The organism is Polynucleobacter sp. es-MAR-4, assembly GCF_018882055.1.
Classification (GTDB): Bacteria; Pseudomonadota; Gammaproteobacteria; order Burkholderiales; family Burkholderiaceae; genus Polynucleobacter.
The window spans coordinates 690,961-717,220 of sequence record NZ_JACVPF010000001.1; the positions used below are offsets into that span (position 1 = coordinate 690,961).

General features: G+C 46.5%; 28 protein-coding genes and 2 tRNA genes. 15 read left to right on the forward strand and 15 right to left on the reverse strand.

Going from position 1 to position 26,260, the window contains the following annotated elements:
• Positions 1–73 precede the first annotated feature (73 nt).
• The 10 genes from ICN16_RS03455 (at position 74) to ICN16_RS03500 (ending at position 10,154) form a co-directional block, all read left to right on the forward strand.
• The gene (locus ICN16_RS03455) at positions 74–451 is read left to right on the forward strand and encodes an MTH938/NDUFAF3 family protein (protein ID WP_216134061.1); all 378 of its coding nucleotides are present in this window, start codon (positions 74–76) and stop codon (positions 449–451) included.
• Entirely contained in the window at positions 451–2,145 is a 1,695-nt protein-coding gene (locus tag ICN16_RS03460; protein ID WP_216134063.1) for a glycosyltransferase family 39 protein, read from the forward strand. The genes ICN16_RS03455 and ICN16_RS03460 overlap by 1 nt, the downstream gene beginning before the upstream one ends.
• A gap of 15 nt (positions 2,146–2,160) precedes the next feature.
• Entirely contained in the window at positions 2,161–3,333 is a 1,173-nt protein-coding gene (locus ICN16_RS03465) for a DegT/DnrJ/EryC1/StrS aminotransferase family protein (protein ID WP_216134065.1), read from the forward strand.
• 31 nt (positions 3,334–3,364) lie between these two features.
• Positions 3,365–4,336 carry a glycosyltransferase gene (locus ICN16_RS03470; RefSeq protein ID WP_216134067.1) on the forward strand — a complete coding sequence of 324 codons (972 nt, stop codon included), beginning with the start codon at positions 3,365–3,367 and terminating at the stop codon, positions 4,334–4,336.
• On the forward strand, positions 4,337–5,206 hold the full coding sequence (locus tag ICN16_RS03475) for a formyltransferase (RefSeq protein ID WP_216134069.1): 870 nt from the start codon (positions 4,337–4,339) through the stop codon (positions 5,204–5,206). It abuts the gene before it with no gap.
• Positions 5,207–5,251: 45 nt separating this feature from the next.
• A complete protein-coding gene (locus tag ICN16_RS03480) occupies positions 5,252–6,298 on the forward strand; it encodes a bifunctional UDP-4-keto-pentose/UDP-xylose synthase (RefSeq protein ID WP_216134071.1) in 1,047 nt (348 codons plus the stop codon).
• A 12-nt stretch (positions 6,299–6,310) separates the two neighbouring features.
• Positions 6,311–7,228 carry a polysaccharide deacetylase family protein gene (locus ICN16_RS03485; RefSeq protein ID WP_216134073.1) on the forward strand — a complete coding sequence of 306 codons (918 nt, stop codon included), beginning with the start codon at positions 6,311–6,313 and terminating at the stop codon, positions 7,226–7,228.
• 32 nt (positions 7,229–7,260) lie between these two features.
• Complete coding sequence (locus tag ICN16_RS03490) at positions 7,261–7,728, forward strand: peroxiredoxin (RefSeq protein WP_216134075.1); 468 nt, start codon at positions 7,261–7,263, stop codon at positions 7,726–7,728.
• 235 nt (positions 7,729–7,963) lie between these two features.
• Complete coding sequence (locus ICN16_RS03495; RefSeq protein WP_216134077.1) at positions 7,964–9,637, forward strand: PhoH family protein; 1,674 nt, start codon at positions 7,964–7,966, stop codon at positions 9,635–9,637.
• The gene (locus ICN16_RS03500) at positions 9,618–10,154 is read left to right on the forward strand and encodes a C40 family peptidase (protein ID WP_216134079.1); all 537 of its coding nucleotides are present in this window, start codon (positions 9,618–9,620) and stop codon (positions 10,152–10,154) included. The genes ICN16_RS03495 and ICN16_RS03500 overlap by 20 nt, the downstream gene beginning before the upstream one ends.
• 9 nt (positions 10,155–10,163) lie before the next feature.
• Here ICN16_RS03500 and ICN16_RS03505 read toward each other — a convergent pair whose 3' ends face one another.
• Entirely contained in the window at positions 10,164–12,224 is a 2,061-nt protein-coding gene (locus ICN16_RS03505; protein ID WP_216134088.1) for an autotransporter domain-containing protein, read from the reverse strand.
• Between the two features lie 139 nt (positions 12,225–12,363).
• Between ICN16_RS03505 and ICN16_RS03510 the strand changes: the two genes are divergently transcribed.
• A complete protein-coding gene (locus ICN16_RS03510) occupies positions 12,364–12,633 on the forward strand; it encodes a hypothetical protein (RefSeq protein ID WP_216134090.1) in 270 nt (89 codons plus the stop codon).
• 84 nt (positions 12,634–12,717) lie between these two features.
• On the opposite strand, the gene dnaB is transcribed toward ICN16_RS03510, so the two are convergent.
• The 6 genes from dnaB to ICN16_RS03540 form a co-directional block, all read right to left on the reverse strand.
• Positions 12,718–14,157, reverse strand: coding sequence for a replicative DNA helicase (gene dnaB / locus ICN16_RS03515; RefSeq protein ID WP_370625601.1), 1,440 nt, complete (start codon positions 14,155–14,157; stop codon positions 12,718–12,720).
• 24 nt (positions 14,158–14,181) lie between these two features.
• Positions 14,182–14,634 carry a 50S ribosomal protein L9 gene (gene rplI, locus ICN16_RS03520; RefSeq protein ID WP_015421571.1) on the reverse strand — a complete coding sequence of 151 codons (453 nt, stop codon included), beginning with the start codon at positions 14,632–14,634 and terminating at the stop codon, positions 14,182–14,184.
• A 13-nt stretch (positions 14,635–14,647) separates the two neighbouring features.
• Complete coding sequence (gene rpsR, locus ICN16_RS03525; protein WP_011902267.1) at positions 14,648–14,920, reverse strand: 30S ribosomal protein S18; 273 nt, start codon at positions 14,918–14,920, stop codon at positions 14,648–14,650.
• A 13-nt stretch (positions 14,921–14,933) separates the two neighbouring features.
• Positions 14,934–15,227 carry a primosomal replication protein N gene (gene priB / locus ICN16_RS03530; RefSeq protein WP_216134092.1) on the reverse strand — a complete coding sequence of 98 codons (294 nt, stop codon included), beginning with the start codon at positions 15,225–15,227 and terminating at the stop codon, positions 14,934–14,936.
• A gap of 59 nt (positions 15,228–15,286) precedes the next feature.
• Positions 15,287–15,661 carry a 30S ribosomal protein S6 gene (gene rpsF / locus ICN16_RS03535; protein WP_015421573.1) on the reverse strand — a complete coding sequence of 125 codons (375 nt, stop codon included), beginning with the start codon at positions 15,659–15,661 and terminating at the stop codon, positions 15,287–15,289.
• A 133-nt stretch (positions 15,662–15,794) separates the two neighbouring features.
• The gene (locus tag ICN16_RS03540) at positions 15,795–16,871 is read right to left on the reverse strand and encodes an asparaginase (protein ID WP_216134094.1); all 1,077 of its coding nucleotides are present in this window, start codon (positions 16,869–16,871) and stop codon (positions 15,795–15,797) included.
• Between the two features lie 61 nt (positions 16,872–16,932).
• On the opposite strand from ICN16_RS03540, the gene lexA reads away from it, so the two are divergent.
• Positions 16,933–17,652 (forward strand): transcriptional repressor LexA, encoded by a 720-nt coding sequence (lexA, locus tag ICN16_RS03545; protein ID WP_216134096.1) that lies wholly within the window; start codon positions 16,933–16,935, stop codon positions 17,650–17,652.
• 83 nt (positions 17,653–17,735) lie between these two features.
• On the opposite strand, the gene ICN16_RS03550 is transcribed toward lexA, so the two are convergent.
• From ICN16_RS03550 to uvrC, 5 genes are all read right to left on the reverse strand, one after another.
• On the reverse strand, positions 17,736–18,194 hold the full coding sequence (locus ICN16_RS03550; protein ID WP_216134105.1) for a hypothetical protein: 459 nt from the start codon (positions 18,192–18,194) through the stop codon (positions 17,736–17,738).
• A gap of 95 nt (positions 18,195–18,289) precedes the next feature.
• A tRNA-Cys gene (locus ICN16_RS03555) sits at positions 18,290–18,363 on the reverse strand.
• Between the two features lie 49 nt (positions 18,364–18,412).
• Positions 18,413–18,488: transfer RNA gene (locus ICN16_RS03560), tRNA-Gly, on the reverse strand.
• A 117-nt stretch (positions 18,489–18,605) separates the two neighbouring features.
• A complete protein-coding gene (gene pgsA / locus ICN16_RS03565) occupies positions 18,606–19,181 on the reverse strand; it encodes a CDP-diacylglycerol--glycerol-3-phosphate 3-phosphatidyltransferase (RefSeq protein ID WP_216134107.1) in 576 nt (191 codons plus the stop codon).
• Positions 19,182–19,217: 36 nt separating this feature from the next.
• Positions 19,218–21,158 carry an excinuclease ABC subunit UvrC gene (gene uvrC / locus ICN16_RS03570; protein ID WP_216134109.1) on the reverse strand — a complete coding sequence of 647 codons (1,941 nt, stop codon included), beginning with the start codon at positions 21,156–21,158 and terminating at the stop codon, positions 19,218–19,220.
• Between uvrC and earP the strand changes: the two genes are divergently transcribed.
• The 3 genes from earP to ICN16_RS03585 all read left to right on the forward strand — a co-directional run bounded on the left by earP (position 21,157) and on the right by ICN16_RS03585 (position 23,962).
• The gene (earP, locus tag ICN16_RS03575) at positions 21,157–22,236 is read left to right on the forward strand and encodes an elongation factor P maturation arginine rhamnosyltransferase EarP (RefSeq protein ID WP_216134111.1); all 1,080 of its coding nucleotides are present in this window, start codon (positions 21,157–21,159) and stop codon (positions 22,234–22,236) included. The two genes, uvrC and earP, sit on opposite strands and share 2 nt — an antisense overlap.
• Before the next feature lie 87 nt (positions 22,237–22,323).
• Complete coding sequence (gene efp, locus ICN16_RS03580) at positions 22,324–22,884, forward strand: elongation factor P (protein ID WP_015421585.1); 561 nt, start codon at positions 22,324–22,326, stop codon at positions 22,882–22,884.
• Positions 22,885–22,960: 76 nt separating this feature from the next.
• Complete coding sequence (locus ICN16_RS03585) at positions 22,961–23,962, forward strand: GNAT family N-acetyltransferase (protein WP_216134114.1); 1,002 nt, start codon at positions 22,961–22,963, stop codon at positions 23,960–23,962.
• 5 nt (positions 23,963–23,967) lie between these two features.
• On the opposite strand, the gene nagZ is transcribed toward ICN16_RS03585, so the two are convergent.
• From nagZ to pdxJ, 3 genes are read right to left on the reverse strand one after another with little or no spacing between them, the layout of a single operon-like run.
• A complete protein-coding gene (gene nagZ / locus ICN16_RS03590; protein ID WP_216134116.1) occupies positions 23,968–25,044 on the reverse strand; it encodes a beta-N-acetylhexosaminidase in 1,077 nt (358 codons plus the stop codon).
• Between the two features lie 45 nt (positions 25,045–25,089).
• The gene (gene acpS, locus ICN16_RS03595) at positions 25,090–25,482 is read right to left on the reverse strand and encodes a holo-ACP synthase (protein WP_216134118.1); all 393 of its coding nucleotides are present in this window, start codon (positions 25,480–25,482) and stop codon (positions 25,090–25,092) included.
• A gap of 16 nt (positions 25,483–25,498) precedes the next feature.
• Positions 25,499–26,254 (reverse strand): pyridoxine 5'-phosphate synthase, encoded by a 756-nt coding sequence (gene pdxJ, locus ICN16_RS03600; RefSeq protein WP_216134120.1) that lies wholly within the window; start codon positions 26,252–26,254, stop codon positions 25,499–25,501.
• Between the last annotated feature and the right edge of the window lie 6 nt (positions 26,255–26,260).

The following is a 26,260-nucleotide window of genomic DNA, read 5'->3' on the forward strand; positions in this document are numbered from 1 at the left end:
TTAAAGGGTAAGTTCTTGAAATCTAGGAAAAAACAGCTAGCTATAATCCTCATAATTATGACAGAGAGTCCATGTGAAGCTTCAATCTGACCCCCATTCAGGAGCCAATACGATCACCGGTTACGGCGATGGCTACATCGAGATCAATAAGATCCCCTATAGTCACGCGGTTTTACTGAGCTCAGATGGCGAAATCTTGGAATGGGCCGTCCAGTCTTTTGAGGGCCTGAGCCCAGCAGATTTCACTCAAATGGCGTCCCTTAAGCCTGAATTAATCATTATCGGTACCGGCAAACGCCAGCGCTTCCCAAAGCCTGAGCTTTTAAAAACCCTCATTGAGGCCAAGATTGGCTTTGAGGTAATGGATTCTCAAGCCGCTTGCCGCACTTACAACATTCTTGTCGGCGAAGGTCGCCAGGTTCTGCTCGCCCTGATCGTGGAATCCGTCTAATGCAGTTTGGCCAAATTCGGCAGTCCAGCGCCCTCAACCCAGTCAGCATTTTGATTCTGGTGCTGATCTATGCCCTGCTGTGGTTTGGCACCCTCAACTACCGCCACCTCATTCCATCCGACGAAGGACGTTATGCTGAGATTGCGCGTGAGATGCTTGTCACTGGAGATTGGGTCACCCCTCGCTACAACGGTTACAAGTATTTTGAGAAACCCCCATTGCAAATTTGGGCCACTGCTACCGCCTTCAATCTTTTTGGCATTGGTGATTGGCAAGCACGCTTGTGGACTGCGCTCACTGGATTTCTGACAATAGTATTTATTGGATTTACTGGTGCACGCATCTACAGCGCACGAGCAGGCTGGTTGGCGGCTATCGCATTGGCATCCAGTCCAATGTGGGTAATTGGTGGGCACATTAACTCACTTGATATGGGTTTATCTGCATTTTTAGTGGCTGCACTCTGCAGCCTTCTATTGGCACAAACTTCTCGCAACTCGAGCGACACTAGAAAGTGGATGTGGGCTTGCTGGGCATTCATGGCCTTGGCCACTCTATCCAAAGGTGTCATCGGAGTCGCCATCCCCGGCATGGTCTTTGTTGTTTATTCCATTAGCGCATGGGACTGGAAAATCTGGAAGCGCCTGCACATCATTAGCGGCACAATTTTATTTTTAGCCATTACTGCGCCCTGGTTTGTTCTGGTAGCACAACGTAATCCAGAATTTCTGGAGTTCTTCTTTATTCATGAGCACCTGCAACGATTCACGCAAACGGCACACAGCCGAACAGGGCCAATTTATTACTTCATCCCACTGCTATTGCTTGGCTTCTTACCTTGGATAGCACAAACACCTGGAGCACTAGTTCAGGCTTGGCGAGAGCGCAATCGCGAGTTCTCCAGCGGCTGGCTGCTGACTTGTTGGTTTGCAGTAATCATGGGTTTCTTTAGCATCTCCCAATCCAAATTACCTGGCTACATCATCCCAGTCTTTCCGGCACTGGCAATACTAGTTGGTCATCGCTTAGATCGCAATCTGGGTTTTAGTAATTCACTGGGATCTCCTTGGAAATTACAAGCTCTCTTCTTTGCAATTTTTGGCGGCGTAGGCTTTTTCTTTTTAGGCGAGGTTGGCAAACAAGCCAGACCAGATGAAATTGAATCGTATGCTCAATACACTTACTGGATTATTGCTGCACTCATTGCTTTAATTTCATTTAGCCTCTTGGCATTTATGCAAAGCAAGCGCAACGGTTTGAGCAGCATTATTAGTTTTGCCTCTGGATTTTTTCTCTGCGCAATCATTGCAGGCACTGGCCACGAGACCCTAGGTCGAGCAGTCTCGGGCATCGATTTAGTTCAGCAAGTTAAACCGGGAATTCCAGAGAAGGTGAACTTCTATTCAGTCAGAATCCTAGATCACACGGTGCCCTTCTATTTAGGTAGAACCATGATCATGGTGGAGTCTCCAGACGAGCTTGAGTTTGGCGTGAAGCAAGAGCCAGAGTTGTGGCTCTCCACCTTTGATGCTTTTATCGAGCGCTGGAAAGAAGATCAAACCGCATACGCCCTGATGGTTCCAGAGCAACACATCGAATTGCAGAAACTCAATGTTCCCATGCAAGAAGTTGGTAGAGATTCTCGGCGCGTCATTGTTAAGCACCCAGAATCACAAAGCAGCTCAGCACAATAAATTCTCAAGGCTCCTATGTCAGTTACTCAAAATTCCCTGCCTTTTATTCCTTTTACGCGCCCACACTTCAATCAAGAAACGATTGATGCTGTAGCCGAAGTATTGCGTTCTGGCTGGGTGACTTCAGGACCTAAATTAGCCGAATTTGAAGCGACCTTGAGTGACTATTTTGGCGGTCGCCCTGTACGTTGTTTTGCCAACGGCACTGCCACTATGAAAATCGCTCTGCAGGTTGCCGGTATTGGGTCAGGTGATGAAGTCATTACCACCCCAATCTCTTGGGTGGCTACATCCAATGTCATTCTGAGTGTTGGTGCAACGCCCGTGTTTGTAGATATTGATCCCATCACTCGCAATATTGATTTAAACAAGCTGGCCGCAGCGATTACGCCGAAGACGCGCGCCATCATGCCCGTCTATTTAGCTGGTCTGCCTGTCAATATGGATCAACTCTATGACTTGGCCAAGCAATACAAGCTGCGTGTGATTGAAGATGCAGCGCAAGCATTTGGATCGCAGTGGAAAGGTCAAAAGATTGGCAGCATTGGCGATCTTGTGAGCTTTAGTTTTCAGGCAAATAAAAATTTATCGACCGTTGAAGGCGGCTGCCTTGTACTCAACAATGAGGGCGAAGCAAAGCTCGCAGAAAAGTTTCGACTTCAAGGTCTCACACGCCAAGGTATGGATGGCATGGATGTAGATGTCCTTGGTGGTAAAGATAATTTGACGGATGTGAACGCTGTCATTGGATTGCATCAGCTGAAGCAACTACCTACTTTTCAGGCACGCAGAAGCGCTCTAGCAAGACAGTACTTTGATGCTATTCGCAGCGAATTGAAATCTGCTGGTTTAGATAAACTCAACCTAGAGTTACCAGTAGAAAACTTTACCGATAGCAACTGGCATATGTTCCAAGTTGTTCTGCCGCTCGAGCAATTGAATGTAGATCGAGCACAGGTGATGACTGAGTTAAAAGATTTGGGCATTGGCACAGGTGTTCACTACCCCACCATTACTGGATTTACGCTTTATCAAAAATTAGGCTACAAAACTGCAAGCACCCCAGTAGCAGAGCGCATTGGCCGCTCCATTTTGACCCTCCCTCTCTTTCCAGGCATGGCAGATGAAGATATTGGCCGTATAGCTAGTGCTTTGACTGAAATTCTGAAGAAACATCGTAAAAATTAGCGCTTAGAGAGGAATCAGGCAAAATTGCAGGATGACTGCAAATTTAGCTACCCAAGCCTGCAATCCCGCCCTCAGCGTTGTTATCCCCGTTTATAACGAGGAAGATGGTCTTCAAGCACTCTTTGACCGCTTATACCCTGCGTTAGATGCGATGGCTAGCAAGCGCAATATCGCTTATGAAGTGGTATTTGTAAACGATGGAAGCAAAGATCGCTCTGCCGGCATCCTAGCCAAACAAGTTGAACTGCGCCCTGATGTCACTCGTGCCGTGTTATTTCATAGCAACTTTGGTCAGCACATGGCGATCATGGCAGGGTTTGAGTACTCCCGTGGTGAATACATCATTACCTTAGATGCTGATCTGCAGAATCCCCCCGAAGAAATTGATGCCTTGGTAAATGAATTACTCAAAGGTCATGACTACGTTGGCACTATCCGCGCCGATCGTCGCGATAGCTTCTTTAGAAAATTTGCCTCCCGTGCGATGAACCATTTGCGCGAGAAAATTACTCGTATCACGATGACCGACCAAGGCTGCATGCTGCGCGGCTATAGCCGTCGCATCGTTGACCTCGTTCGACAGTGCGATGAAAGCAATACCTTTATTCCAGCGCTGGCTTACACCTTCGCCTCAAACCCTACGGAAATCACTGTTAAACATGAAGAGCGCTTTGCCGGTGAATCTAAGTACAGCTTGTATCAACTCATTCGTTTGAACTTCGATTTAGTAACCGGTTTCTCGGTTATGCCCTTGCAGATTTTCTCGATCCTTGGAATGCTGTTGGCAATGGCTGCGGGCAGCCTGTTTATATACCTTTTAGTTCGTCGCTTTGTTCTAGGTGCTGAGGTTGAAGGTGTATTTACATTATTCGCCCTCACCTTCTTCCTGATTGGCGTCATGCTATTTGGCCTTGGTCTACTCGGTGAATATATTGGCCGCATCTACCAACAGGTTCGTGAGCGTCCGCGCTATGTTGTGCAAACCGTTTTAGAGAAAAAATAATTGCACGCAGTCGTCTTTGCTTATCACGATGTTGGCGTCAATTGCCTCAAGGCATTGCTCAATGCGGGAATACAAGTTGATTTGGTAGTAACCCATCAAGATGATCCCAATGAGAATGTCTGGTTTGGGAGTGTTGCCAAGCTCTGCGAGGAGCGGCAGATTCGATACATCACACCAAATGCAAATCAGTTGCTAGATCTCGTGCCCCAGATTCAAAAGTTATCGCCTGATTACCTTTTCTCTTTCTACTATCGCCATATGATCCCGGCACAACTCTTGGCCTGCGCCAAGATTGGCGCTTTAAATATGCATGGCTCATTACTGCCAAAGTACCGTGGGCGGGCGCCAGTCAATTGGGCCATCCTTCATGGAGAAACTGAAACTGGCGCCACATTGCACATCATGGAAGCAAAGCCAGATGCAGGCGACATTGTGGGACAGTCCGCAGTCTCGATTGGCCCTAATGAAACTGCCACAGAAGTCTTTGGCAAAGTCAGTCAAGCAGCAGTGGCCATCATGAACCAAGTTCTGCCAGAGCTTGTTCGGGGCAATATCCCCAGAAAACCTAACAATCTAGCCGAGGGAAGCTATTTTGGAGGCCGAAAGCCTGCGGATGGGCAAATTCTGTGGCATCAGACGGCCCAGCAGGTTCATAACCTCGTCAGAGCTGTTGCGCCCCCTTATCCCGGGGCTTTTACCGACTGGCAAGGTCAGCGCAGGATCGTAGCCAGCACCAGCCTGGAAGCGCCATTTCCGGGGCAGCTAGATCTTCAGACTCCTGGCATCCAAGTGGTTGATAATCAGGTATTCGGCGTTTGTGGCGACCAAAAGGCAGTAGCAATACTGGATTGGTACCCAGCAAATAGCTAACAAATTAAAAGCAGCACTCTTTAGATTAAAAACGAGGCAGTAAAGATGAAAAAAGTACTCATTCTTGGCGTAAACGGCTTTATTGGTCACCACCTTTCAAAGCGCATCCTTGAGACAACCGATTGGGATGTCTATGGCATGGATATGCAAAACGATCGCCTTGGTGATTTAGTAAACCATCCCCGTATGCACTTCTTTGAGGGTGACATCACCATCAATAAAGAATGGGTTGAGTATCACATTCGTAAATGCGATGTCATTCTGCCTTTGGTTGCGATTGCTACGCCAGCAACTTATGTGCAGCAACCACTCAAAGTATTTGAGCTTGATTTCGAAGCCAATCTTCCGATCGTACGTTCAGCTGTTAAATACAAGAAGCATTTGGTATTTCCATCCACATCCGAAGTCTATGGCATGTGTGAAGACAGTGAATTTGACCCTGCCAAATCGAATATGGTTTACGGGCCCATCAACAAACCACGCTGGATCTACGCTTGCTCCAAGCAGTTGATGGATCGTGTGATTTGGGGGTATGGCATGGAAGGTTTACGCTTTACCCTCTTCCGTCCATTTAACTGGATTGGCCCTGGTCTAGATAGCATCTACACACCAAAAGAAGGCTCCTCCCGCGTAGTAACTCAGTTCCTAGGTCATATCGTTCGCGGCGAGTCCATCAATGTGGTTGATGGTGGCGCACAAAAACGTGCATTTACTTATGTTGACGATGGCATTGATGCCTTAATGCGCATCATCGATAACAAAGATGGTGTTGCTAACGGAAAGATCTACAACATCGGCAATCCAAAAAATAATCACTCTATTCGTGAGCTGGCTAATCAGATGCTGGAGATTGCTCGCAGCATTCCTGAGTATGCAAAGACAGCAAATGAAGTAAAGATCGTAGAAACCACTTCTGGCGCCTACTACGGTGAAGGCTACCAAGACGTTCAGAACCGTGTTCCAGCAATTGACAACACGATGAGCGAATTGGGCTGGAAACCCACTACCAATATGAGTGATGCACTGAAGAATATTTTCGAAGCCTATCGCGAAGATGTGGAAAAAGCACGCCACTTGGTTGACAAAGAATAAGCACAGAGGTTCATGGCAAAGATTGCTCTCAAGGTAGACGTTGATACCTTACGCGGCACCAAAGAAGGCGTCCCTAATCTAGCGCGTGCACTTGAACGCTTTGGACTCAAGGCCACCTTCTTGTTCAGCTTGGGCCCAGACCATACTGGTTGGGCTCTCAAACGAGTCTTTAAGCCAGGCTTTCTAAAAAAAGTAAGTCGTACATCCGTTGTTGAGCATTACGGCATCAAAACCTTGCTGTACGGCGTTTTGATTCCCGGCCCAGATATTGGCAAACAAGCTGCTGCTGAGATGCGCGCGATTGATGCTGCCGGTCACGAGACTGGCATTCATACCTGGGATCATGTGGCTTGGCAAGACGCAGTGCGTAATCGTGACGCCGAGTGGACTAAAGCACAGATGCAAAAAAGCTGGGATCGTTTTGTGGAGATCTTTGGACATACACCAGTCACTTATGGCGCCGCTGGTTGGCAAATGAATGAGGCTGCGTTTGAGCAGCTCGATCAATGGGGTATTCAATATTCTTCGGATGGCAGAGCTGAGCCAAATTTAATGCCCTATCGTTTTGAGCTTCCGTCTGGTAGAGCAAAACATGTCCAGTACCCCACTACCCTTCCCACCTTTGATGAGTTGATTGGGATTGATGGCGCAGATGAGTTTGGTGCTGTTAAGAAGCTACTCGAGATTACCCAAAGCAATCCAAATGATCAGGTATTCACTCTACATGCTGAGCTAGAGGGCCAAAAGCTTCTACCCGCTTTTGAACAACTACTGGCCGGGTGGCTAAACCAAGGTCACGACTTAGTCACCATGGGTGAACTTCATAAATCCTGGGAAGCTACCAAACAACTCGATAAAATAGCCGTGCAGCCGGTCACTTGGGGAGAAATTCCGAACCGAAGTGGCGAACTGATTTTGCAAGCAGTGTAAGTAATACATAAGATCAAACAAGAGAGATCATCATGACAGTAGAAATTGGCAAGCCAATGCCCCAGTGCGCGATCCCAGCAACATCGGGGTTAACTTTTACGCCGGATTCAGCCAAAGGCAAAAAACTGGTCATCTACTTTTATCCAAAAGATATGACTCCTGGCTGCACCGCAGAGTCTGGTGAATTCCGTGACAATATTGATGCCTTCACTAAAGCCAATACCCTGATCGTTGGTGTATCTCGGGATAGCCTAAAGTCTCACGACAATTTTCGTAGCAAACTTGAGCTGCCATTTGAGCTCGTTGCTGATACCGAAGAAACTCTCTGCCAGCTCTTTGGCGTAATGAAGCTGAAGAATATGTATGGCAAGCAGGTTCGCGGCGTAGAGCGCAGCACCTTCCTCTTCGACTCCTCAGGCAAGCTTGTTAAAGAGTGGCGCGGCCTTAAAGTTCCAGGTCATGTGACAGAGGTATTACAGGCAGCCCAGGCAACTAAATAATTTTTTAAATTAATTTAATCTGGGGTACTTGCAAAGCCCAAAATTTGGGGTAAAGTTGTTCATATGCACCGTAAACGACGGGAAAGTCTAATAATCCGTTTGACTCATCAGCCTGGATTCTTAACAACAGGCTTGGTAAACAACCCCCGCCGTTTTACAGATCGTTTTGCACCCAGTTTCGTTATAAACCGTCAATGCAATCCGCTTGACGGTTTTTTCTTTTAGGAGAGTCTGCATGCCATTGCCCCCAATCCCAACTCAAATTGCTGGCCAAGTAAAAATTAGCAGTAAAGACACTCCAAATTTAAAGAAGCGTCCTGCACCAGCAAAAACTGTTGTGATGGAGAGCCATGCGCCAGATTGGGCAACAGATGTAGAAGAAGATTTATCTGCTGCTGAGGTCGCGCTTGAGAGGATTAAAAGTGATCGCAGTCCAGTTTCAGTTCGCAATGATCGCGGCGATAAGAAGGCAGCAAGCATCCCAGAAAAACCAAAACGCATTATTCGTACGGGACCCCCAAGCTTATTTGTGCTTGATACCAATGTATTAATGCATGATCCGAGCTCCCTGTTCCGCTTCTCTGAGCATGACCTCTTCCTGCCAATGACCACTCTTGAGGAGCTGGATAACCATAAAAAAGGGATGACTGAAGTTGCGCGCAACGCCCGCACAGTCAGCCGCTCATTGGATCAATTGGTTGCCGGCACCAGCGGCACATTAGATGAAGGTATTCCTCTAAATAAATTAGGCAATCAGGATGTTTCTGGTCGCCTCTTTTTCCAGACCAAGTTAACTACCCAGGCATTGCCAGAAGGTTTGCCTGAAGGCAAAGGAGATAACCTCATCCTTGCGGTAGTGAGCGAACTCCAAAAGACCCGAAAAGGTCAAGAAGTGGTCTTGGTATCCAAAGATATCAATATGCGCATTAAGGCTCGCGCCTTAGGTCTGCCTGCTGAAGATTATTTCAATGACCAGGTCTTAGAAGATCGCGACTTAATGTATTCCGGCGTCATGACATTACCAGCAGACTTCTGGCCAAAACATGGCAAAGATATGGAGAGTTGGGCTGACGGTAAATCTGGCACGATGTTTTATCGCGTCACCGGCCCTTCTGTCCCAAGCATGCTGGTAAATGAGTTTGTTTATCAGGAAAATCCCGATGGCTCGACACCCTTTTATGCACAAGTAAAAGAAATCAACGGCAAAACTGCCCTCCTCCAAACCTTGAGAGATTTTTCTCATCAGAAAAACAATGTATGGAGCGTGACAGCACGTAACCGCGAACAAAACTTTGCAATGAATCTGCTGATGAACCCGGATGTGGATTTTATTACCTTACTGGGTCAAGCTGGTACCGGAAAAACCTTGCTGGCTTTAGCTGCTGGGCTTGAGCAGGTTTTAGACAGCAAGCGCTATAACGAAATTATCATTACTCGCGCAACTGTACCCGTGGGAGAAGACATCGGCTTCTTACCAGGCACTGAAGAAGAAAAAATGCAGCCTTGGATGGGTGCGTTTGATGACAATCTAGAGGTGTTACAACGCAATGAAGATGGCGCCGGTGAATGGGGACGCGCAGCTACACAAGAATTAATTCGTTCACGCATTAAAGTGAAAAGCATGAACTTCATGCGCGGCAGAACTTTTGTTAGTAAGTTTGTGATCATTGATGAAGCACAAAACTTAACTCCGAAGCAAATGAAGACCTTAGTTACTCGTGCGGGCCCAGGAACCAAGATTGTTTGCTTGGGTAATATTGCCCAGATCGATACCCCTTACTTAACTGAAGGCTCTTCAGGTCTAACTTATGTGGTTGATCGCTTCAAAGGCTGGCGTCATGGCGGACATGTGACTTTGGCTCGCGGTGAGCGTTCACGTCTTGCGGATCATGCTGCTGACGCACTCTAAGCAATCCCCCTCATGCCGCACCTTAATCGGGTGCGGCATTTTTATTATCAGCCTACTCACCCTAGGGGGGTGCAGTACATTCAGCGGAAAATCTGGCGCTTCACGCGTGACTCAGTTCAAACAGGACACTAGCGTTGGCACCGAAGACATCTCTATTGCTGCAGTTGGCTTAGTGGGGGTGCCCTATCGTTATGGTGGCAATAATCCAAAAGCAGGATTTGATTGCAGCGGGCTCATTGTTTATGTTTACAACAAATCTGCCAACATCAAACTACCCAGAACCATTCAAGAAATGAGCAATCGAGGTCAAAGCGTAGACAATGGTCCGCCTGCACCAGGAGATCTCGTCTTCTTCAACACAACCGGCGCCAAGTATTCACATGCGGGCATTTATGTAGGACAAGGAAGATTTGTGCATGCCCCAAGCGCTGGAGGAACTGTACGCCTGGAGTACATCACTACGCCCTACTGGGCCGCTAGGTTTACCGAAGCCAGAAGACTCACTACAGCAAATTAATAGGGCTAATTACAGGCCCACTGTATACGTAGCCATGACTGTGGCTGAGGTCAATGCTTGATAAGCTTCTTGGCGATAAATCGCAGAAATTCCAATACGCTCATTCATACTCAGATCATGAAAAACACCCAAACTTGCGGTTGGCCTTGTGCTGCGATAGTTATTATTCATTGCGATATTGAATTCACCATTACCAGTGGTCACTAAATTACTAATATTTGCATTGGTATCTTTTTCGATACCAGCGCTAATAAGAAAGCTTGTTTTTTCGTTAAGCTTATGTGTTCCAGAAATTCCAGCAAGAACAGTTGTCGTGTAATTATCAATAGCGTTATACGTCAGTGGACTGGAAACTGTATTTGACTGACTCTCTGCATACCCATTCATTCCACCAACTACGTAGCGCATTCCAGCATACGGCGATAGAACTGTCTTATTGTTTATGCCAAATCCGTATTTAAATAATCCAAGTACACCTTGTGATGTCAGGGAAGTGGAGCCTGTACCAGCCTCAGATACGCCAACTACCGGACGAGTTAGGGTTGCACCCTTGTTTGCGTACCCCGCAGAAACCTTTGTCTCTACACCAGTACCATCCGGATTTTGCGACCATACGCCAAATACTCCAACCATTGGACTGCCGTTACTTAATTGGGCAATACCGCCAGGGGTGCTCTGCGAAAGATTTTGATCTAGGTACCCACCAATCCGAATGTTGTTTGATACCCGATAGGCACCAATAACTAGAGCACTACTATTGTTGTAAGGATAGGCACTAACATTCGTAAACCTTCCGCCGGCAGAAACGCAAACATTATTTGCCCCGAATAATGAACAGTCATAGCTCATGCCATTGATCACACCAGCGGATTGCATAGAAAAAAGACCCTGCAGTGCTGTACCCATACTAGATAGAGCAACTTGAGTGTCGTATGCAATCGGCGCAATTAAATAGGACTGGGTTGCAAGAGTCTCCTCAAGTGCAGCTAGGCTGGGCTGCACAACAGGGCTCAACACTAAATCCGTCTTATCTGCAGGGCCATTAATACGATGCACTAAAGCCCATTGATACTGAGTTCCACCTATAGTGACAGTTCCATATGAATTGCCTAAATTATTTATCTTGATTCCTGAGAGCACAGTAACGTAGGTAGTTGCAGCTACAGTAGAGGTGCTAGCAACCGCAAAATTCATCACACCAGTTACGACTCCATTGCTAGCATCTAACTTACCGTAAGCAGTTGGACTTGCAATCACTGCGTTGTAATTCGTAGGCAGCACACCAGAAAACGTTAGAGGGTTTGAGCCACCCTGAGAGTTGGTAAGAGAAATAATGTTTCCGGCACTATAAATACCAAATGCATTCGCCCCATTAGCTGTGATTGTTCCAGTATTTTGAATGGTAACCGACCCAACTCCTGAAACTTGAATGCCATGAGCCGCTGAACCATTAGTCGTAATGAGGCCAGTATTAACGATGGAATTGACTACAGAGCCTGATGTGGACCCAGAAACCAAACGCATACCTGCGGCGCCAACACCATCAGTCTGAATACGACCATCATTAGTCAAGGCATTGGCGACTGATGAAGCATTAGTAGCGCTTACATACATACCAGCAGCATATCCACCACCAGTGTATATAGTGCCATTAGATTCATTCACCAAAGTGTTTCCACCAGCTTGGGATCGACCATTTGCACCGGAAGACATGCCGTATCCATAATAAAAAGAGCTGGTATTTAAATTGCCACGGTTACTAATATTTGCATTGCTTCCAACCCCAACTGTAGAGCCATCAATAATCAAGGATGTTCCATTGAGGATATTGACTGTTACATAATTCCCAAGCGTTGTTGATCCCTGCGTAGATATAACACCTGAAGTGGCATCTGGGCTTACTGATGAACTACATGTCACCGTCACTCGAGCACTTGAAGTTCCTGCATCAGGAGTGTAGTTATTACAACCTCCTACTGATGCAGCAAAACTAGTGCTAGAAAAAAATATAAAAAAGCAGCCCAATAATTTCATGAGCAATATAGGGGATTTAAATACGAGATATTTCATAAAATCAATTTTTAGCGCTAGATTTGGATAATGGCCAAATGATAATTAGCTCTATAGTTAAGATCTATTAACCCAACAGCTAATATGCTTTCGAATATTTATTAGAAATAATGAATTACCAACCCGAGGAGAGATTCACATGAAAAAAATCATCATTGCTTTAAGCATTGCATTCAGTTTTGCAATCCCATCTATCGCTTTTGCAGATCAAGCTGCTTGCGAAGCTAAGGCAGTCAGCAAGGATGGTAAGCCACTGTATGGCGCTGCTAAAGATGCCTCCATCAAGAAATGTATGGGTAGCGCTGCTGCTGATAATAGCTGCGAAGCTAAGGCAGTAAGCAAGGATGGTAAGCCACTGTATGGGGCCGCTAAAGCTGCATCGATTAAGAAGTGTGAAGGCGGCAAGTAATTCACCTTTCTTCAAACTAAAAGCCTCGCAATGCGAGGCTTTTTTATTCGTATTAACTGCAACTCTTACTTGATTGGCTTTGAATTAGAACGGCTCATACCCGCCTGAAGAATATCCAACCGATCCCATCGCCAAGTTATCAAACTTGGTATATGGACCCTGCCAGCTCAGACGAATTGTTCCGATTGGGCCGTTACGCTGCTTACCAATGATGATTTCAGCAACGCCTTTATCTTGGGTTGTATCTGGGTGATAGACCTCATCACGATAGATGAACATAATTAAGTCGGCATCTTGCTCGATCGCACCTGACTCACGCAAATCAGACATGATTGGACGCTTGTTAGGGCGTTGCTCAAGACCACGATTTAACTGTGACAGAGCCACTACAGGGCACTGCAATTCTTTTGCGAGCGATTTAAGGGAACGTGAGATCTCAGAAATCTCAGTGGCACGGTTCTCGGAGCCAGAGCCACTCATCAACTGCAAGTAATCAATTACAACGAGGCCAAGTGTTCCGCCAAAGTTACGAGCGATACGACGCGCACGTGCACGCAACTCTAAACTTGAAAGAGCACCAGTCTCATCAATCAAAATTTGGGTATTACTTAAGCGGGCAATTGCATCGGTAACGCGTGGCCATTCATCATCCTGCAGCTTACCTGTACGCATACGACCTTGGTCAACGCGCCCTACTGAGCCTAGCAAGCGAGCAGCTAACTGCTCACCCGACATCTCCATTGAGAAAACAACGACTGGCAAGCCTTCGGCCAATGCGACGTTCTCCGCAATGTTTAATGCAAATGCTGTTTTACCCATGGACGGTCTTCCAGCAACAATCACTAAGTCGCCTTTTTGCAGACCGCTAGTTTGTTTATCTAGATCAATAAATCCAGTTGCAATACCAGTAATGTCGCTCCCACCTTGACGGTTGTAGAGCTCATCAATACGAGCGACAACAGTTTTAAGTAAGGGTTCAATCTCGAGGTAATCCGCCTTGCGACTGCCCTCTTCACCAATTTGCAAAATGCGTGACTCCGCTTCGTCCAAGAGCGTTCTCACTGAACGGCCCTCTGGAACAAATGCAGAATTCACAATGTTGTCAGATACTTCAATCAAGCGACGCAGAATGCTGCGGTCACGAACAATGTCGGCATAGCCCTTGATGTTCGCTGCACTTGGTGTGCTTTGCGCTAATGAATTGAGGTAATCAATTCCAACCAAATCACCACCCTGTTCGGACTTAACGGCCTCATGAACAGTAATGACGTCAGCAGGATGATTGTCGCCAACTAAACGCTGAATGACCTTATAGATCAAAGCATGTTCAGGGCGATAGAAATCTTTATCAGTTAACACGCCACCCAGACGATCCCAGGCAGTGTTATCGATCAGTAGACCGCCGAGCAAAGATTGCTCGGCTTCTACAGAATGCGGCGGTACTTTTAAAGCCTGCAAGGCTGCATCCCCAGAACCCATCATGCCAGGATTTGACATAAGGGAGCGTGAGCGGGATTCAGCCATGAGGCTAGCTTACAGATCTAAAACTTACGCTTGCTCGCCAACTACGCGGATAGTGATGTCAGCCACTACATCGGTATGAACAGCTACCGCTACAGGGTGATCACCAACCATCTTCAACGGGCCAGTAGGCATACGTACAGAAGCTTTTTCGATTACAAAGCCTTTAGCTTTCAAAGCATCAGCGATGTCATGATTGGTTACAGAACCAAACAAACGACCGTCAACACCTGCTTTTTGACCGATTTCGAGAACCAAGTCTTTGAGCTTTGCGCCAACCGCTTCAGCAGCAGCTAATTTCTCAGCAGCCAATTTTTCCAACTCAGCACGACGCACTGCAAAGTCAGCGATTGCTGTTTCAGTTGCACGACGAGCTTTACGTTGTGGGATTAGGAAATTACGAGCGTAACCGTCTTTAACACGAACGATGTCACCGAGGTTGCCCAGGTTAATTACTTTTTCTAAAAGAATGATTTGCATTGAGGGCTCCCAATTATTTCTTGTGTTGATCGGAGAATGGCAACAAAGCCAAGTAACGAGCACGCTTGATAGCAGTGTCTAACTGACGCTGATATTTAGCTTTAGTGCCTGTCAAACGTGCAGGAGTGATCTTAGCGTTTTCGCCAATGAAGTCCTTCAATGTATCTACATCTTTGTAATCAATCTGTTCTACGCCAGCAACAGTGAAACGGCAATAACGCTTACGCTTGAACAATGGGTTCTGAGCTGGTTTCTTTTTGAAATCGGGTTTCTTTCCAAACGCCATGATGATTTCCTCTTTAATTTTTCAATTGAATATGGGTGATATGGAAAACAAGTCTTTGATTACGTAGAGTCTTGGGTGCTAAGAATCCCTCAAATACTGCCTCGGCTCCTAAATCCATTTGCTCTAAGCCCTTTTGAATCGGGCCAATTGCTATGGCTTCAACACTCATCTGAATTTTCCTTGCTACTCCTACCTCGCTTACTTCGCCGCTATGTTCTAGCTGGCAATGCATCACCGGTATTCCTGCAGGTGTAAATCGAATCGCGTCTTTAGCTACCAAGAATGCAGTTAGGGTGAAATGATTCAACGCCGCTCCGTCACTCTGATACGTTTTCTAGTCTGTGTATTCCTCTTCAAATTTCTAACTTAAGCCGCTGCTACAGGAGCGTCGGATTGAGCTGATTTGCGCGCTTCTTCACGTTGCACTTCTTTCATCATGATGGAAGGCTCTGTTTCAGCTTTCTTAGTCTTGATGATGAGGTGACGCAAAACAGCATCGTTAAATTTGAATGCGTGCTCGAGCTCGTCCAGAGTTTTCTGGTCGCACTCAATATTCATACAAACGTAATGGGCTTTAGCAAGTTTGTCGATCATGTAAGCCATCTGACGACGACCCCAATCTTCCATACGATGAATTTTGCCGCCAGCAGCAGCTAATGTCGCTTTGTAGCGATCGATCATCGCAGGCACTTGCTCGCTTTGGTCCGGGTGGACGATAAAGACGATTTCATAATGACGCATCTAACACTCCTTAAGGATAAAGTCACCTGGGCGTCTTGCTAACTTCCGATGGTTTTAAAGTTAGCGCCAGTGTGACAAGGTAGTAACAAATTGTAGGTAAAACTAACTACAGAAATTTACTGCTTTTAAGTCCTTACCGAATTTCAGGTAAGTCCGCTATTCTAGCAAAAAAATCCTGCCAAGTCAGGGGTTTACCGGCTATTTTTGCCTGTTTTGCCGCATTTAGAGCCAATTGGAGCGCAATTCTGGCTCTCGGTGCTGTTAAGGGCCCTGAAGCACAACATCCAGCTGGATCTAACCTAGGAATATTTCTCAAAGTAGCCCCAGCACCTGTTCTAGTCGTTCTCACCAAGGCAATCCCTTGGGTCATTGCCCGCTCCAAAGGCGCTACCCAGTCATCATGAAAGTCACCATGCCCTGTCCCGGCAATAACAAAGCCTTCAACAGCACTATTGAGCCACTGTGTGATGGTTTCAGGACGTGCGCCTGCATGACTGGTCAAGATCTCAACCCAAGGCCACTCACGCTCTTGTGGAATTGGTAAATCCTCAGTCCACGCCGCCTGAACAGCCTTGACGCCTGATAACCAAGAGGGATTGATTAGTCCAACCGAGCTAGACGGGGCATCTTGCAAAGGGGCATTCAGAGCTGTAGCGTGGCGCTTAGCCAAATCGATCGCCATACATCCTCGCCCATCCATGACCGCATAGATGCCACCAGGACAGTTATCAATGGAAGTAGAAGCCCAGCGCAATGCATCCAAAAGATTTGAGGGGCCATCAGCTCCGGGCACATTACTTGCTAGCATTGCCCCCGTCAAAACTACTCGCTTGCGCTGAGTTTGGGCTAATTTTCCACAAGTAGCCTGCAAAAATACGCCCGTCTCCTCGATCGTGTCGGTGCCATGGGTCACCACAAGCCCCTTGACCCTTTCATCTAGAAGAGCCTCACTTACAGCTAGCCCCAGCATAGTCAGATGGGCTTCAGTCAAATTACTACTATCGATGTTTACTAGCTGGCGCGATACCAACTTAACACCCTCAGGCACCACTGACTGAACATGCGCTACCAATGCATCAACCCCTACCTGGCCAGCTTGGTATTGAAGAGGGTTTTCTGCGGGGTTTGGGGCAAGACCCGCAATCGTGCCACCCATACCTAAAACCAAAAGATGGGGTGTATTTTCAGAAACGTTCGAAATTGAGCTCATTTCACCATTATCCGCCTCCAAATAGCTTGAATATTCAAATAGTGCTGTATACAATCCCAGTATGGACATAAATACAGTCGATTTTCCAGAGGAGCTGACTGCCCTCCCCAAACTCACCTCACGTCAGAGTGAGATTTTGGAATTAATCACCAAAGCCATTGATGAAAGCGGCTCACCTCCAACGCGCGCCGAAATCGCTGCGCAACTGGGCTTTGCTTCTGCTAATGCTGCTGAAGAGCACTTGCGCGCTTTAGCAAAAAAAGGTTACATCGAACTAACACCAGGAACCTCGCGAGGCATTCGAATTCCACAGCGTTTTAATCAGACACACAATCCAAACAAATATCGCCAGATGTCTTTGCCTTCTGGCGCACTTCAGCAACTGACACTACCACTCATTGGTCGTGTTGCCGCAGGCTCCCCAATCACAGCGATTGAGCATATTGAAAAACAAGTTCCAATTGATCCAAGCTTGTTTAGTAAAGGTGCCGATTACTTACTGAAGGTTGTTGGCATGAGCATGCGCGATGCTGGCATTTTAGATGGCGACTATCTAGCCGTTAGAAAAACTTCAGAAGTTCGTAACGGCGATATCGTAGTTGCACGCTTAGATGATGAAGTGACAGTGAAACGTTGGAACCAAAAGAAGACTGCGGATGGCATGGTGATTGAATTGCAGGCCGAGAATCCAGACTTCAAAAATATTTTGGTAGATAGACGTCAGCCGAACTTCGCTGTAGAGGGACAGGCTGTTGGCCTGATCAGGGCTGGCGGGCTTTAAGCCTCGCCCCATAAAGCAAAAGGCCTCTATACGAGGCCTTTTTTAATTACCAGACACATACTTGTCGGGTATTAATTCAATTTTTATTTTCTAGATGGGGCTAATACATTTGCATTCTTTGGTGAGGAAGTAATTGTAATGACAGACTTAGGTCCACCAAGCGAACCTTCAGTCACTTCAATCGTTGCAGTTCTATCGCCCTTTGTAAACACCAAAATACTGGTCTTTGCTTTTACGGCTGTGACTGTAGTCCAGCCACCCTTAGGATATTCAGACTGAAAAAATGCATACACATCAGTTGCACCCTGAAGCGCATTAACTACTGCCCGACCAACCCACTCGTTACCACGACCGATAATGATTGAGTCAGAACCAGCAAGACGAGCGCCCTGAGGTAATGGCATATCGCCTAAAAGCTGAGACTGAATTTCCTGAACTTCACTAGGCGTACCTGTTGGAGAATCTCCAGAAGACGCACAAGCGACCAGCAGAGCAGAGAAGAGAAAGCTAAGCGCGCTAAGTTTTAGAGTTTGAAATTTCATCGTTTTTCTTGATAGCCCAAAGTGATTAACGCAAGAGCGCTTACAGCATTTGTAAGTATTTTAGGCGATATGATTGATTCGTCAATCCAAATTACTGGAGGCGCGTGAGGGAATCGAACCCCCGTACGAAGCTTTGCAGGCTCCTGCCTAACCACTCGGCCAACGCGCCATATGCTTGAATCAAAAATGGGAAGCTTTTTAGGGCTTCCCATCGAACTTGGAGCGGGAAAGGAGGTTCGAACTCCCGACCTATACCTTGGCAAGGTATCGCTCTACCAGCTGAGCTATTCCCGCATAACAGGGCAGTAGTTTAACAAACAATTTGCAAGAAGGCATTATTTGTTGTTTGGATCCAGAAACCATGGCGAATAAAGATTAGTCCAAGCCATACTCCATCAGGCTTTGCAGTCTTTATTTAGATTTATCTACCAGCTGAGGTAAGGCCTTTTTCATGTAATAGAACATGGACCAAAGCGTCAAAAAGGACGCAATCCAGATTAACCAAGTACCTACTTGAGCGCAATTCAGCCACCCAAATAAAGTGTCGTTAAGCAATAAAAATGGGATCGCAACCAGTTGCGCAGTAGTTTTTAACTTACCAACCATATGCACTGCAACGCTTTTTCCAGCACCTAATAGCGCCATCCACTCTCTTAATGCCGAGATGGTAATTTCACGGCCAATAATGATGAGGGCCACCCACACTTGGACTCGATCCATATTGAGGAGAACCAGTAATGAAGCAGCAACAATCAGCTTGTCGGCTACCGGATCCAAGAACTGACCAAATGCCGACTCCTGCTTCATCTTGCGAGCTAAGAAACCATCTAACCAGTCAGTTACCGCCGCAAACACAAAAATAATAGTGGCCGTCAGATTCTGCTCAAAGGGAGTAAGCCAGTTACTGGGCAAATAGAACACTGCAACCACGAGCGGAATTGCGGCAACGCGCAACCAGGTCAGAGCGATAGGCAGATTAAAAGGCATGGCTCAAGCATAAACCAATGTGAGCGCACTGGGGAATCAATGGAGCTGCTTGTAAATTTGCTCGGCCAATGCAGTGGAAATACCCTCAACACTGGAAAGCTCTTCGATAGTGGCATTCGAAACGCCACGTAAACCACCAAACCGGGCGAGTAATTTTTGACGGCGTTTTGCACCAATCCCCTCAATCTCCTCCAACTGGGAAACCGTTCTGGCTTTTGCGCGCTTCGCTCGCATACCCGTAATGGCGAAGCGATGCGCCTCATCACGGATTTGCGCTACCAATAACAAGGCTGCACTATCAATGCCGAGCTCAAGCGACTTTCGTCCATCCGCAAAAATCAAAGTCTCCAAACCCACCTTGCGCCCTTCACCCTTGGCAACGCCAACAATGAGACTAATATCCATACCGAATTCAGAAAGAACTTGTCTAGCCATCTCAACCTGGCCTTTACCACCGTCGATCAAAATGACTTGCGGCATCTTATCGACAGGGAGCTCTTGAAAGTTTGCATAACGGCGTTGTAAGACCTGACGCATTGCAGCGTAGTCATCGCCCGGGGTAATGTCATTAATATTGAAACGGCGGTATTCACTAGGCTGCATCGCATTTTTGGAATACACCACACAAGAAGCTTGGGTGGCCTCACCAGAGGTATGGCTAATATCAAAACATTCAATACGCAGTTGCTCAAGACTTTCCAATTCCAATGCCAGAACGTCAGCTAACGCCCTAGCCCTTGCCAGTTGACCGCCCGTCTCTACCAAACGCTTCGCTATCGCAATCTTGGCATTGCCTTCAGCCATAGCCAACCAATGCCGCCTCTGCCCTTGTGGCTGATGAAGGAAGGTGATGCGCTTACCCGCTTGTGCATTGAGTAAATCATGCAAACCTTCTGGGGATGATTGCTCAGAGACATCTTCAGCACTTTCTTCTGGTGCCGCAATATCATCAACTAGCTTTCTTAAGGGATGATTCAGAATCAGCACAGGCGGAATTAAATTGGTAGTTGCTTCACTATCCCCAGACTTCTCCTCCAGATAATGCTGAGCAATAAAAGCTTCTAAAATTTCTGCGGGCGGTGGAAGCTCTCCTGAGCTTGAGCGTAAGCCTTTAGGAAAATAGGCGCGATCACCTAAATGGCGGCCACCACGAATCATTGCTAAATTGACGCAGACCACGCCTTCCATTTGAGCAACAGCTATCACATCAACATCACCTTCGCCATCAGCAACAGTGTCCATCGATTGCTGTTGCAATACGCTGGAAAGATCTGCAATGCGATCTCTCAACACTGCAGCCATTTCAAATTCCATGGCATCGCTATAAGCGTGCATTTTCTTTTCAAGCTCAGAAAGCACGCGACTATGATCGCCCTCTAAAAAACGGGTTGCTTGGGCTACGTCCTGCCCATATTGCTCAACACTCAAACGACCAACACAAGGTGCGCTACAGCGATGAATTTGATGTAACAAGCAAGGACGACTGCGGTTTTTAAATACAGAGTCCTCACACGTTCTCAGGCGAAAGACTTTCTGCAGAATCTGCACGCTATTGCGGACTGCCCATGAATTCGGAAATGGTCCAAAGTAGTTGTTGCGCTTGTCTGTTTTTCCACGATACGAGGCCAAGCGAGGAAATTGGTGTCCTGTCAACATGACATAGGGATAGGACTTATCATCCCGGAAGAGAATGTTGAATGGAGGAGCCAGCTCCTTAATGAGATTGTTCTCTAGAATTAAGGCTTCGGTTTCTGAGCGTGTTACTGTTGTTTCGTAGCGGGCAATTTTTCCCACCATCAGCTCTATACGTGGTGAAAGCTGGGTTCGCTGAAAGTAACTAGATACACGCTTTTTGAGGTTGCGCGCTTTACCGACATACAGAATATGTCCCGCCTCATCAAAGAAGCGATACACCCCCGGCAATCCGGGTAGCCGTTTAACATCCTGCTGAAGGGTTTCAAAAAGCGAATTGCTCATGCGTTGGGATATTTTCTGTCAAATCGTAGACAACTATGGTGATGCCGGTGTTTGCTGGCGCCTAGCAAGAAGCTTAACAAGTCTTCATGGCCAAGACGTGCGCATTTTCTGTGACGATCTGCCAACCCTTAATTTACTCGCTTCTGGAGTTGACCCTGAAATCAAGGGTCGTATTGATATCCAGCCTTGGGAAGCAAGTCATAGCAATAGCCGTCACCCAGTTGAACCCCCTGATGTAGTCATTGAGGCATTTGGATGCGATCTTCCCGAGCGCTACCTTGCGGGCCTGCTGATTGCCCCCAAAAAACCCATCATCATTAATCTAGAGTACTTAAGTGCAGAGCCCTGGATTGTGGACTTTCATCAGAAAGCATCCCCGCAAGCGCACGGTATCCCGAAATACTTTTTCTTCCCAGGCTTCCAAGATAATGCGGGCGGTATCCTAATTGACCCAATCCCCAATGACCCATTGCTGAGCGAGCAATTGATTCCGGATAGCCTCAAAGCAAGCTGGGCACTCCTACGACCCAATACAAAACGCATTAGCATCTTTTGCTACCCAGGCGCACCACTCCTGAAATGGTTAGAAGATCTGGCAGCCCTGGATGAAAATTTTGACATTGTGCTGACACATGGACAACGCGAGCAATTGCAATTCAGTTCGACCCACCCTACTCAACCGCTTACTTTGCCCGACTCCATTCAGTTGATCTCGATTCCTTTTGTTTCTCAAGATGAATACGATTGGGTGCTTTCACAATGCGACTTCAATATCGTTCGAGGCGAAGATTCATTTGTCCGAGCTCAGTTAGCCGGAAAGCCCTTCATTTGGCATATTTATCCCCAGGAAGATCGCGCTCATGAAACCAAGTTGGCCGCATTTTTAGATCTCTATCTTGAAGACGCATCACAAGAGCTTAAACACGCTGTAATAGCCGCAATGACTTGGGCAATGCCTAGCGAGTGGTATCAATCAATAGATGAATGGAGCACCCATTCCGAGGCCTGGCAAGCTGATTTACTTAAAAAACAAGCCGATGGTGGCCTAGCTGCCCGCCTAATGGGCTTTGTAGCCTGATCTTGAGCGAAATCCGCCTGCGGGCGGTTACAATCTTGTTTTTGATAAAAACCGCAGAAAATCAGCTCTGCACCCAGGAATAGCAAGATGAAAACAGCACAAGAACTCCGCGTTGGTAACGTAGTAATGATCGGCACTGATGCCATGGTCGTTTTAAAAGCAGAATACAGCCGCTCAGGCCGCAACTCCTCTGTTGTGAAAATGAAATTTAAGAACTTGTTGACTGGTGCACCTAACGAAGGCGTATTCAAAGCAGATGACAAGTTTGATGTAGTGATCTTGGACAAGAAAGATTGCACATATTCTTACTTCGCAGATCCAATGTATGTATTTATGGATGGTGACTACAACCAATACGAAGTTGAAGCTGAATTCATGGGCGATGCATTGCATTACCTCGAAGAAAGCATGCCTTGCGAAGTCGTGTTCTACGAAGGTAAAGCACTATCAGTGGCAATGCCAAACTCTTTGGTTCGTGAAATCATTTACACAGAGCCTGCAGTAAAAGGCGATACCAGCTCAGGCAAAGTATTGAAGACTGCAAAATTGGCTACTGGCTATGAATTGCAAGTGCCATTGTTCTGCAACACTGGTGACAAGATCGAAATCGATACTCGCACTGGCGAATATCGTAGCCGCGCTAACTAATTAGCTCACTCGATAGCAAAAAGCCCGGTTCGCCGGGCTTTTTTCTTTCTCAGGTACAAGTCATAATATCCAAACTATGACTAATACCAACCCCCCAGAAATCACCAGATTAAAGCCAGCCGATCTTCCTCAGCTGATTGACTGCGTGCGCCGCTGTTATGGTGAAAGCTATCCAAACAAGGTGATGTATGACATCAATCAATTAGAAGAAATTATCGAGAATAAGTTGATGCACTCAGTGGTAGCAAAACTCGGTAGCGGTCAAATCATTGGGCATTGCGCACTTACATTTGATGGCGCCCATAATGTTTCGCCTGAAGCCGGAAAGATGATGGTTGATCCAAATTTTAGAGGTCAGCATATTGCCGAAATCATGGCAAAGGAGCGAATTGAGATTGCCCAAGAACTTTCTTTGCCGGGGTTTTGGACTGAGTGCGTAACAAACCACCCATATAGCCAACATGAAATGATTACCCTTAACGCCAAAGAAACGGGTTTGTTTATTGGCGATACCCCAGCAACCATCTCTATGAAAGGCCTAGAAAATCATCCTGATACTCGGATGTCACTGCTAGCTTTTTATTTGCAGCTAAATGATCGCCCTCACACCATTTTTATGCCAGCCCAACATGCTGAGCATGCAAAATCATTGGTGCAGGATTTAAATATTCAACGCAATATTGTGAGCTCGAATATAGCGGCTAGCGGAACAACGACTTTTCATACCGTTATCAATTCCAATATTCAAACAGCCAATATTGCAATCGATCGCATTGGTAGCGATTTAGTTGCTGCAGTCAAACATGAGCTCACTAAATTAGAAGCCCTCAATCTGGCATCTATTTATTTGGATATACCAATTGAACAAGAAGCGGCAGCCCATGCTTACCTTGGACTAGAGAGTATTGGATTTTTCTGGGGATCCTGGATGCCAAATTTTTCAACCAAAGGTGACATGCTAAGACTGCAAAAGATATATCAGCCGGTCGATGTAGAGACTATTGTCTGCGCCAGAGAGCAAGGTTACAGCATTAAAAAATTTGTTCTCGCAGAATGGGAAAGAGTTTCAAGGAAATAGAAACTCTACCCAATCAAATTCAGTTGCTGGAGTAAACCTTTGGCATGTTGATATTGGGCTTCAGACTGCAACTCATCCCATACTGGAGCTGTGGCAGTTGGCATCAAGCGATTTAATCGAATGGCGGATTCCGCTTGTTTTCCTTTAGATACCTTGAGTTGAGAGAGCAATTGATCAGCCAAGTCTGGACGGTTACAAATCAAGACCGCATCACATCCCGCCTCAAGCGCCATGTCCGCACCCTTCACTACCGATCCGGCAACACTCGCACCCTCCATCGAAAGATCATCACTAAAGATCACGCCTTCAAAGCCTAACTCTTGACGCAAAATGGAATGCAACCAAACCTTAGAAAATCCAGCAGGGTTCTTATCTACTTTTGGATAGATCACATGGGCAGGCATTACTGCAGTCAAACTCAGATCCAACCACTCATAGGGTTTAGCATCGTCATTCAGAATTTGCTTCAAAGGACGCTCATCCACTGGAATAGCCACGTGAGAATCCGCTTCTGCCCAGCCATGTCCAGGGAAATGCTTTCCGCAGTTCGCCATACCTGCAAGACGTAAACCTTCATTCAGACTCTTCGCCAATGCAAAGGTAATTTGTGGATCACGACTAAAAGCCCGATCTCCAATCACACCACTACGACCAAAATCGAGATCCAAAACTGGGGTAAAACTGAAGTCCACACCACAAGCCCTTAACTCGGCAGCTAAAACATATCCACAGGCAGTAGCTGCCGCCATCGCAATAGCAGCGGATTCTGCAGTATGTTTTGATTTATTTTTGGATCCCCAGAGTTCACCAAGCTTGCGCATGGCAGGCAAATGGGTAAAGCCATCAGTTCTGCAGCGCTGAACACGTCCACCCTCATGATCAATGGAGATCAATACGTCAGACCGTAGCTTTTTAATATCTGCAGTGAGTTTGGTAAGCTGTTTGCGATTGGCAAAGTTTCTGCCAAATAAAATTACACCACCAGTAAGTGGGTGCAGGATGCGACGACGATCCTCTGCATTTAACTCAAGGCCAACAACATCCAAAGTAATTGGGCCTGGTTTCATAGTCGACTTACTCATGTATTCCTCGTAATTTTTTGGTTTTGTTTACTTTTGCTGGCTGTCTTATTTTTGAACCACGATGACATGGGCAATTGCCATATCTTGCTCATCACTTACAGTGACTTGAGCTTCCCAGTTTTTCTCTGTCATAAATACCGCTAGCGCACCAAGATAAGAGGTTACCGGCTTGCCGCTTGGCTCATTTAATGTCTGGAGGGATCTCCAAGTCATCGGCATTCTCATGCCAAGACCAATTGCCTTGGAGAACGCCTCTTTTGCAGCAAAACGTGTTGCCAAGAAAGCAATACCCCTCTTGTGATTTCTAGCCAAGCGATGCTTGAAAACCAACATCTCATCCGACCCAAGGATTTTTTCAGCTAGACGACCATTGGTACGATCGTAGGCAGCTTGAAGCCGCTCGATTTGCAAGATGTCTGTGCCAATACCGATGATCATTTTTATATTACCAAGCTCATTCTGATTTGGAAGCGTTAGCCCTACTCTGATCCATCAGAGCTTTCATATCAGTGATCGCTTTTTGCCAGCCTTTAAAGAGCGCCTCGGCAACAATGGCGTGCCCAATATTGAGCTCAGAGAGTTCAATGATCGCAGCTATGGGCATCACATTACCCTCGTGCAAGCCATGACCAGCATTAACTCGTAAACCAATGCTTTTTCCAAATTGAGCTGCTTTTCTGATGCGCTCGAGCTCCTGTATCTGTTGATCTCCAGAAAGATCGGCATAGCGACCAGTGTGCAACTCAACCACTGTTGCACCAACATCTTTAGAAGCCTGAATTTGCTTCTCTTCAGGGTCAATAAAGAGGGATACGCGAATACCGGTAGCTTTTAATTGTGTAGCTGCAGCTTTGACTGCTTCAAAGTGACCTACTACATCTAAACCACCCTCCGTAGTGACCTCTTCACGCTTTTCAGGCACCAGACAAACATCATGCGGTTGAACCCTACAAGCAATATTAATCATTTCAGGCGTAACGGCGCACTCCAAATTCATACGTGTCTGAATCAAAGGACGTAAGGCCATCAAATCTGCATCTTTAATATGGCGACGATCTTCACGTAAGTGCAGAGTGATTAAATCGGCGCCAGCCTCTTCGGCCAATCGTGCGGCTTTTAAAGGATCAGGGTAAACCGTACCTCGCGCATTCCGTAAAGTAGCAACGTGATCGATATTGATGCCAAGCTCAAGCTTTGATTGGGTATTCATTTGGAT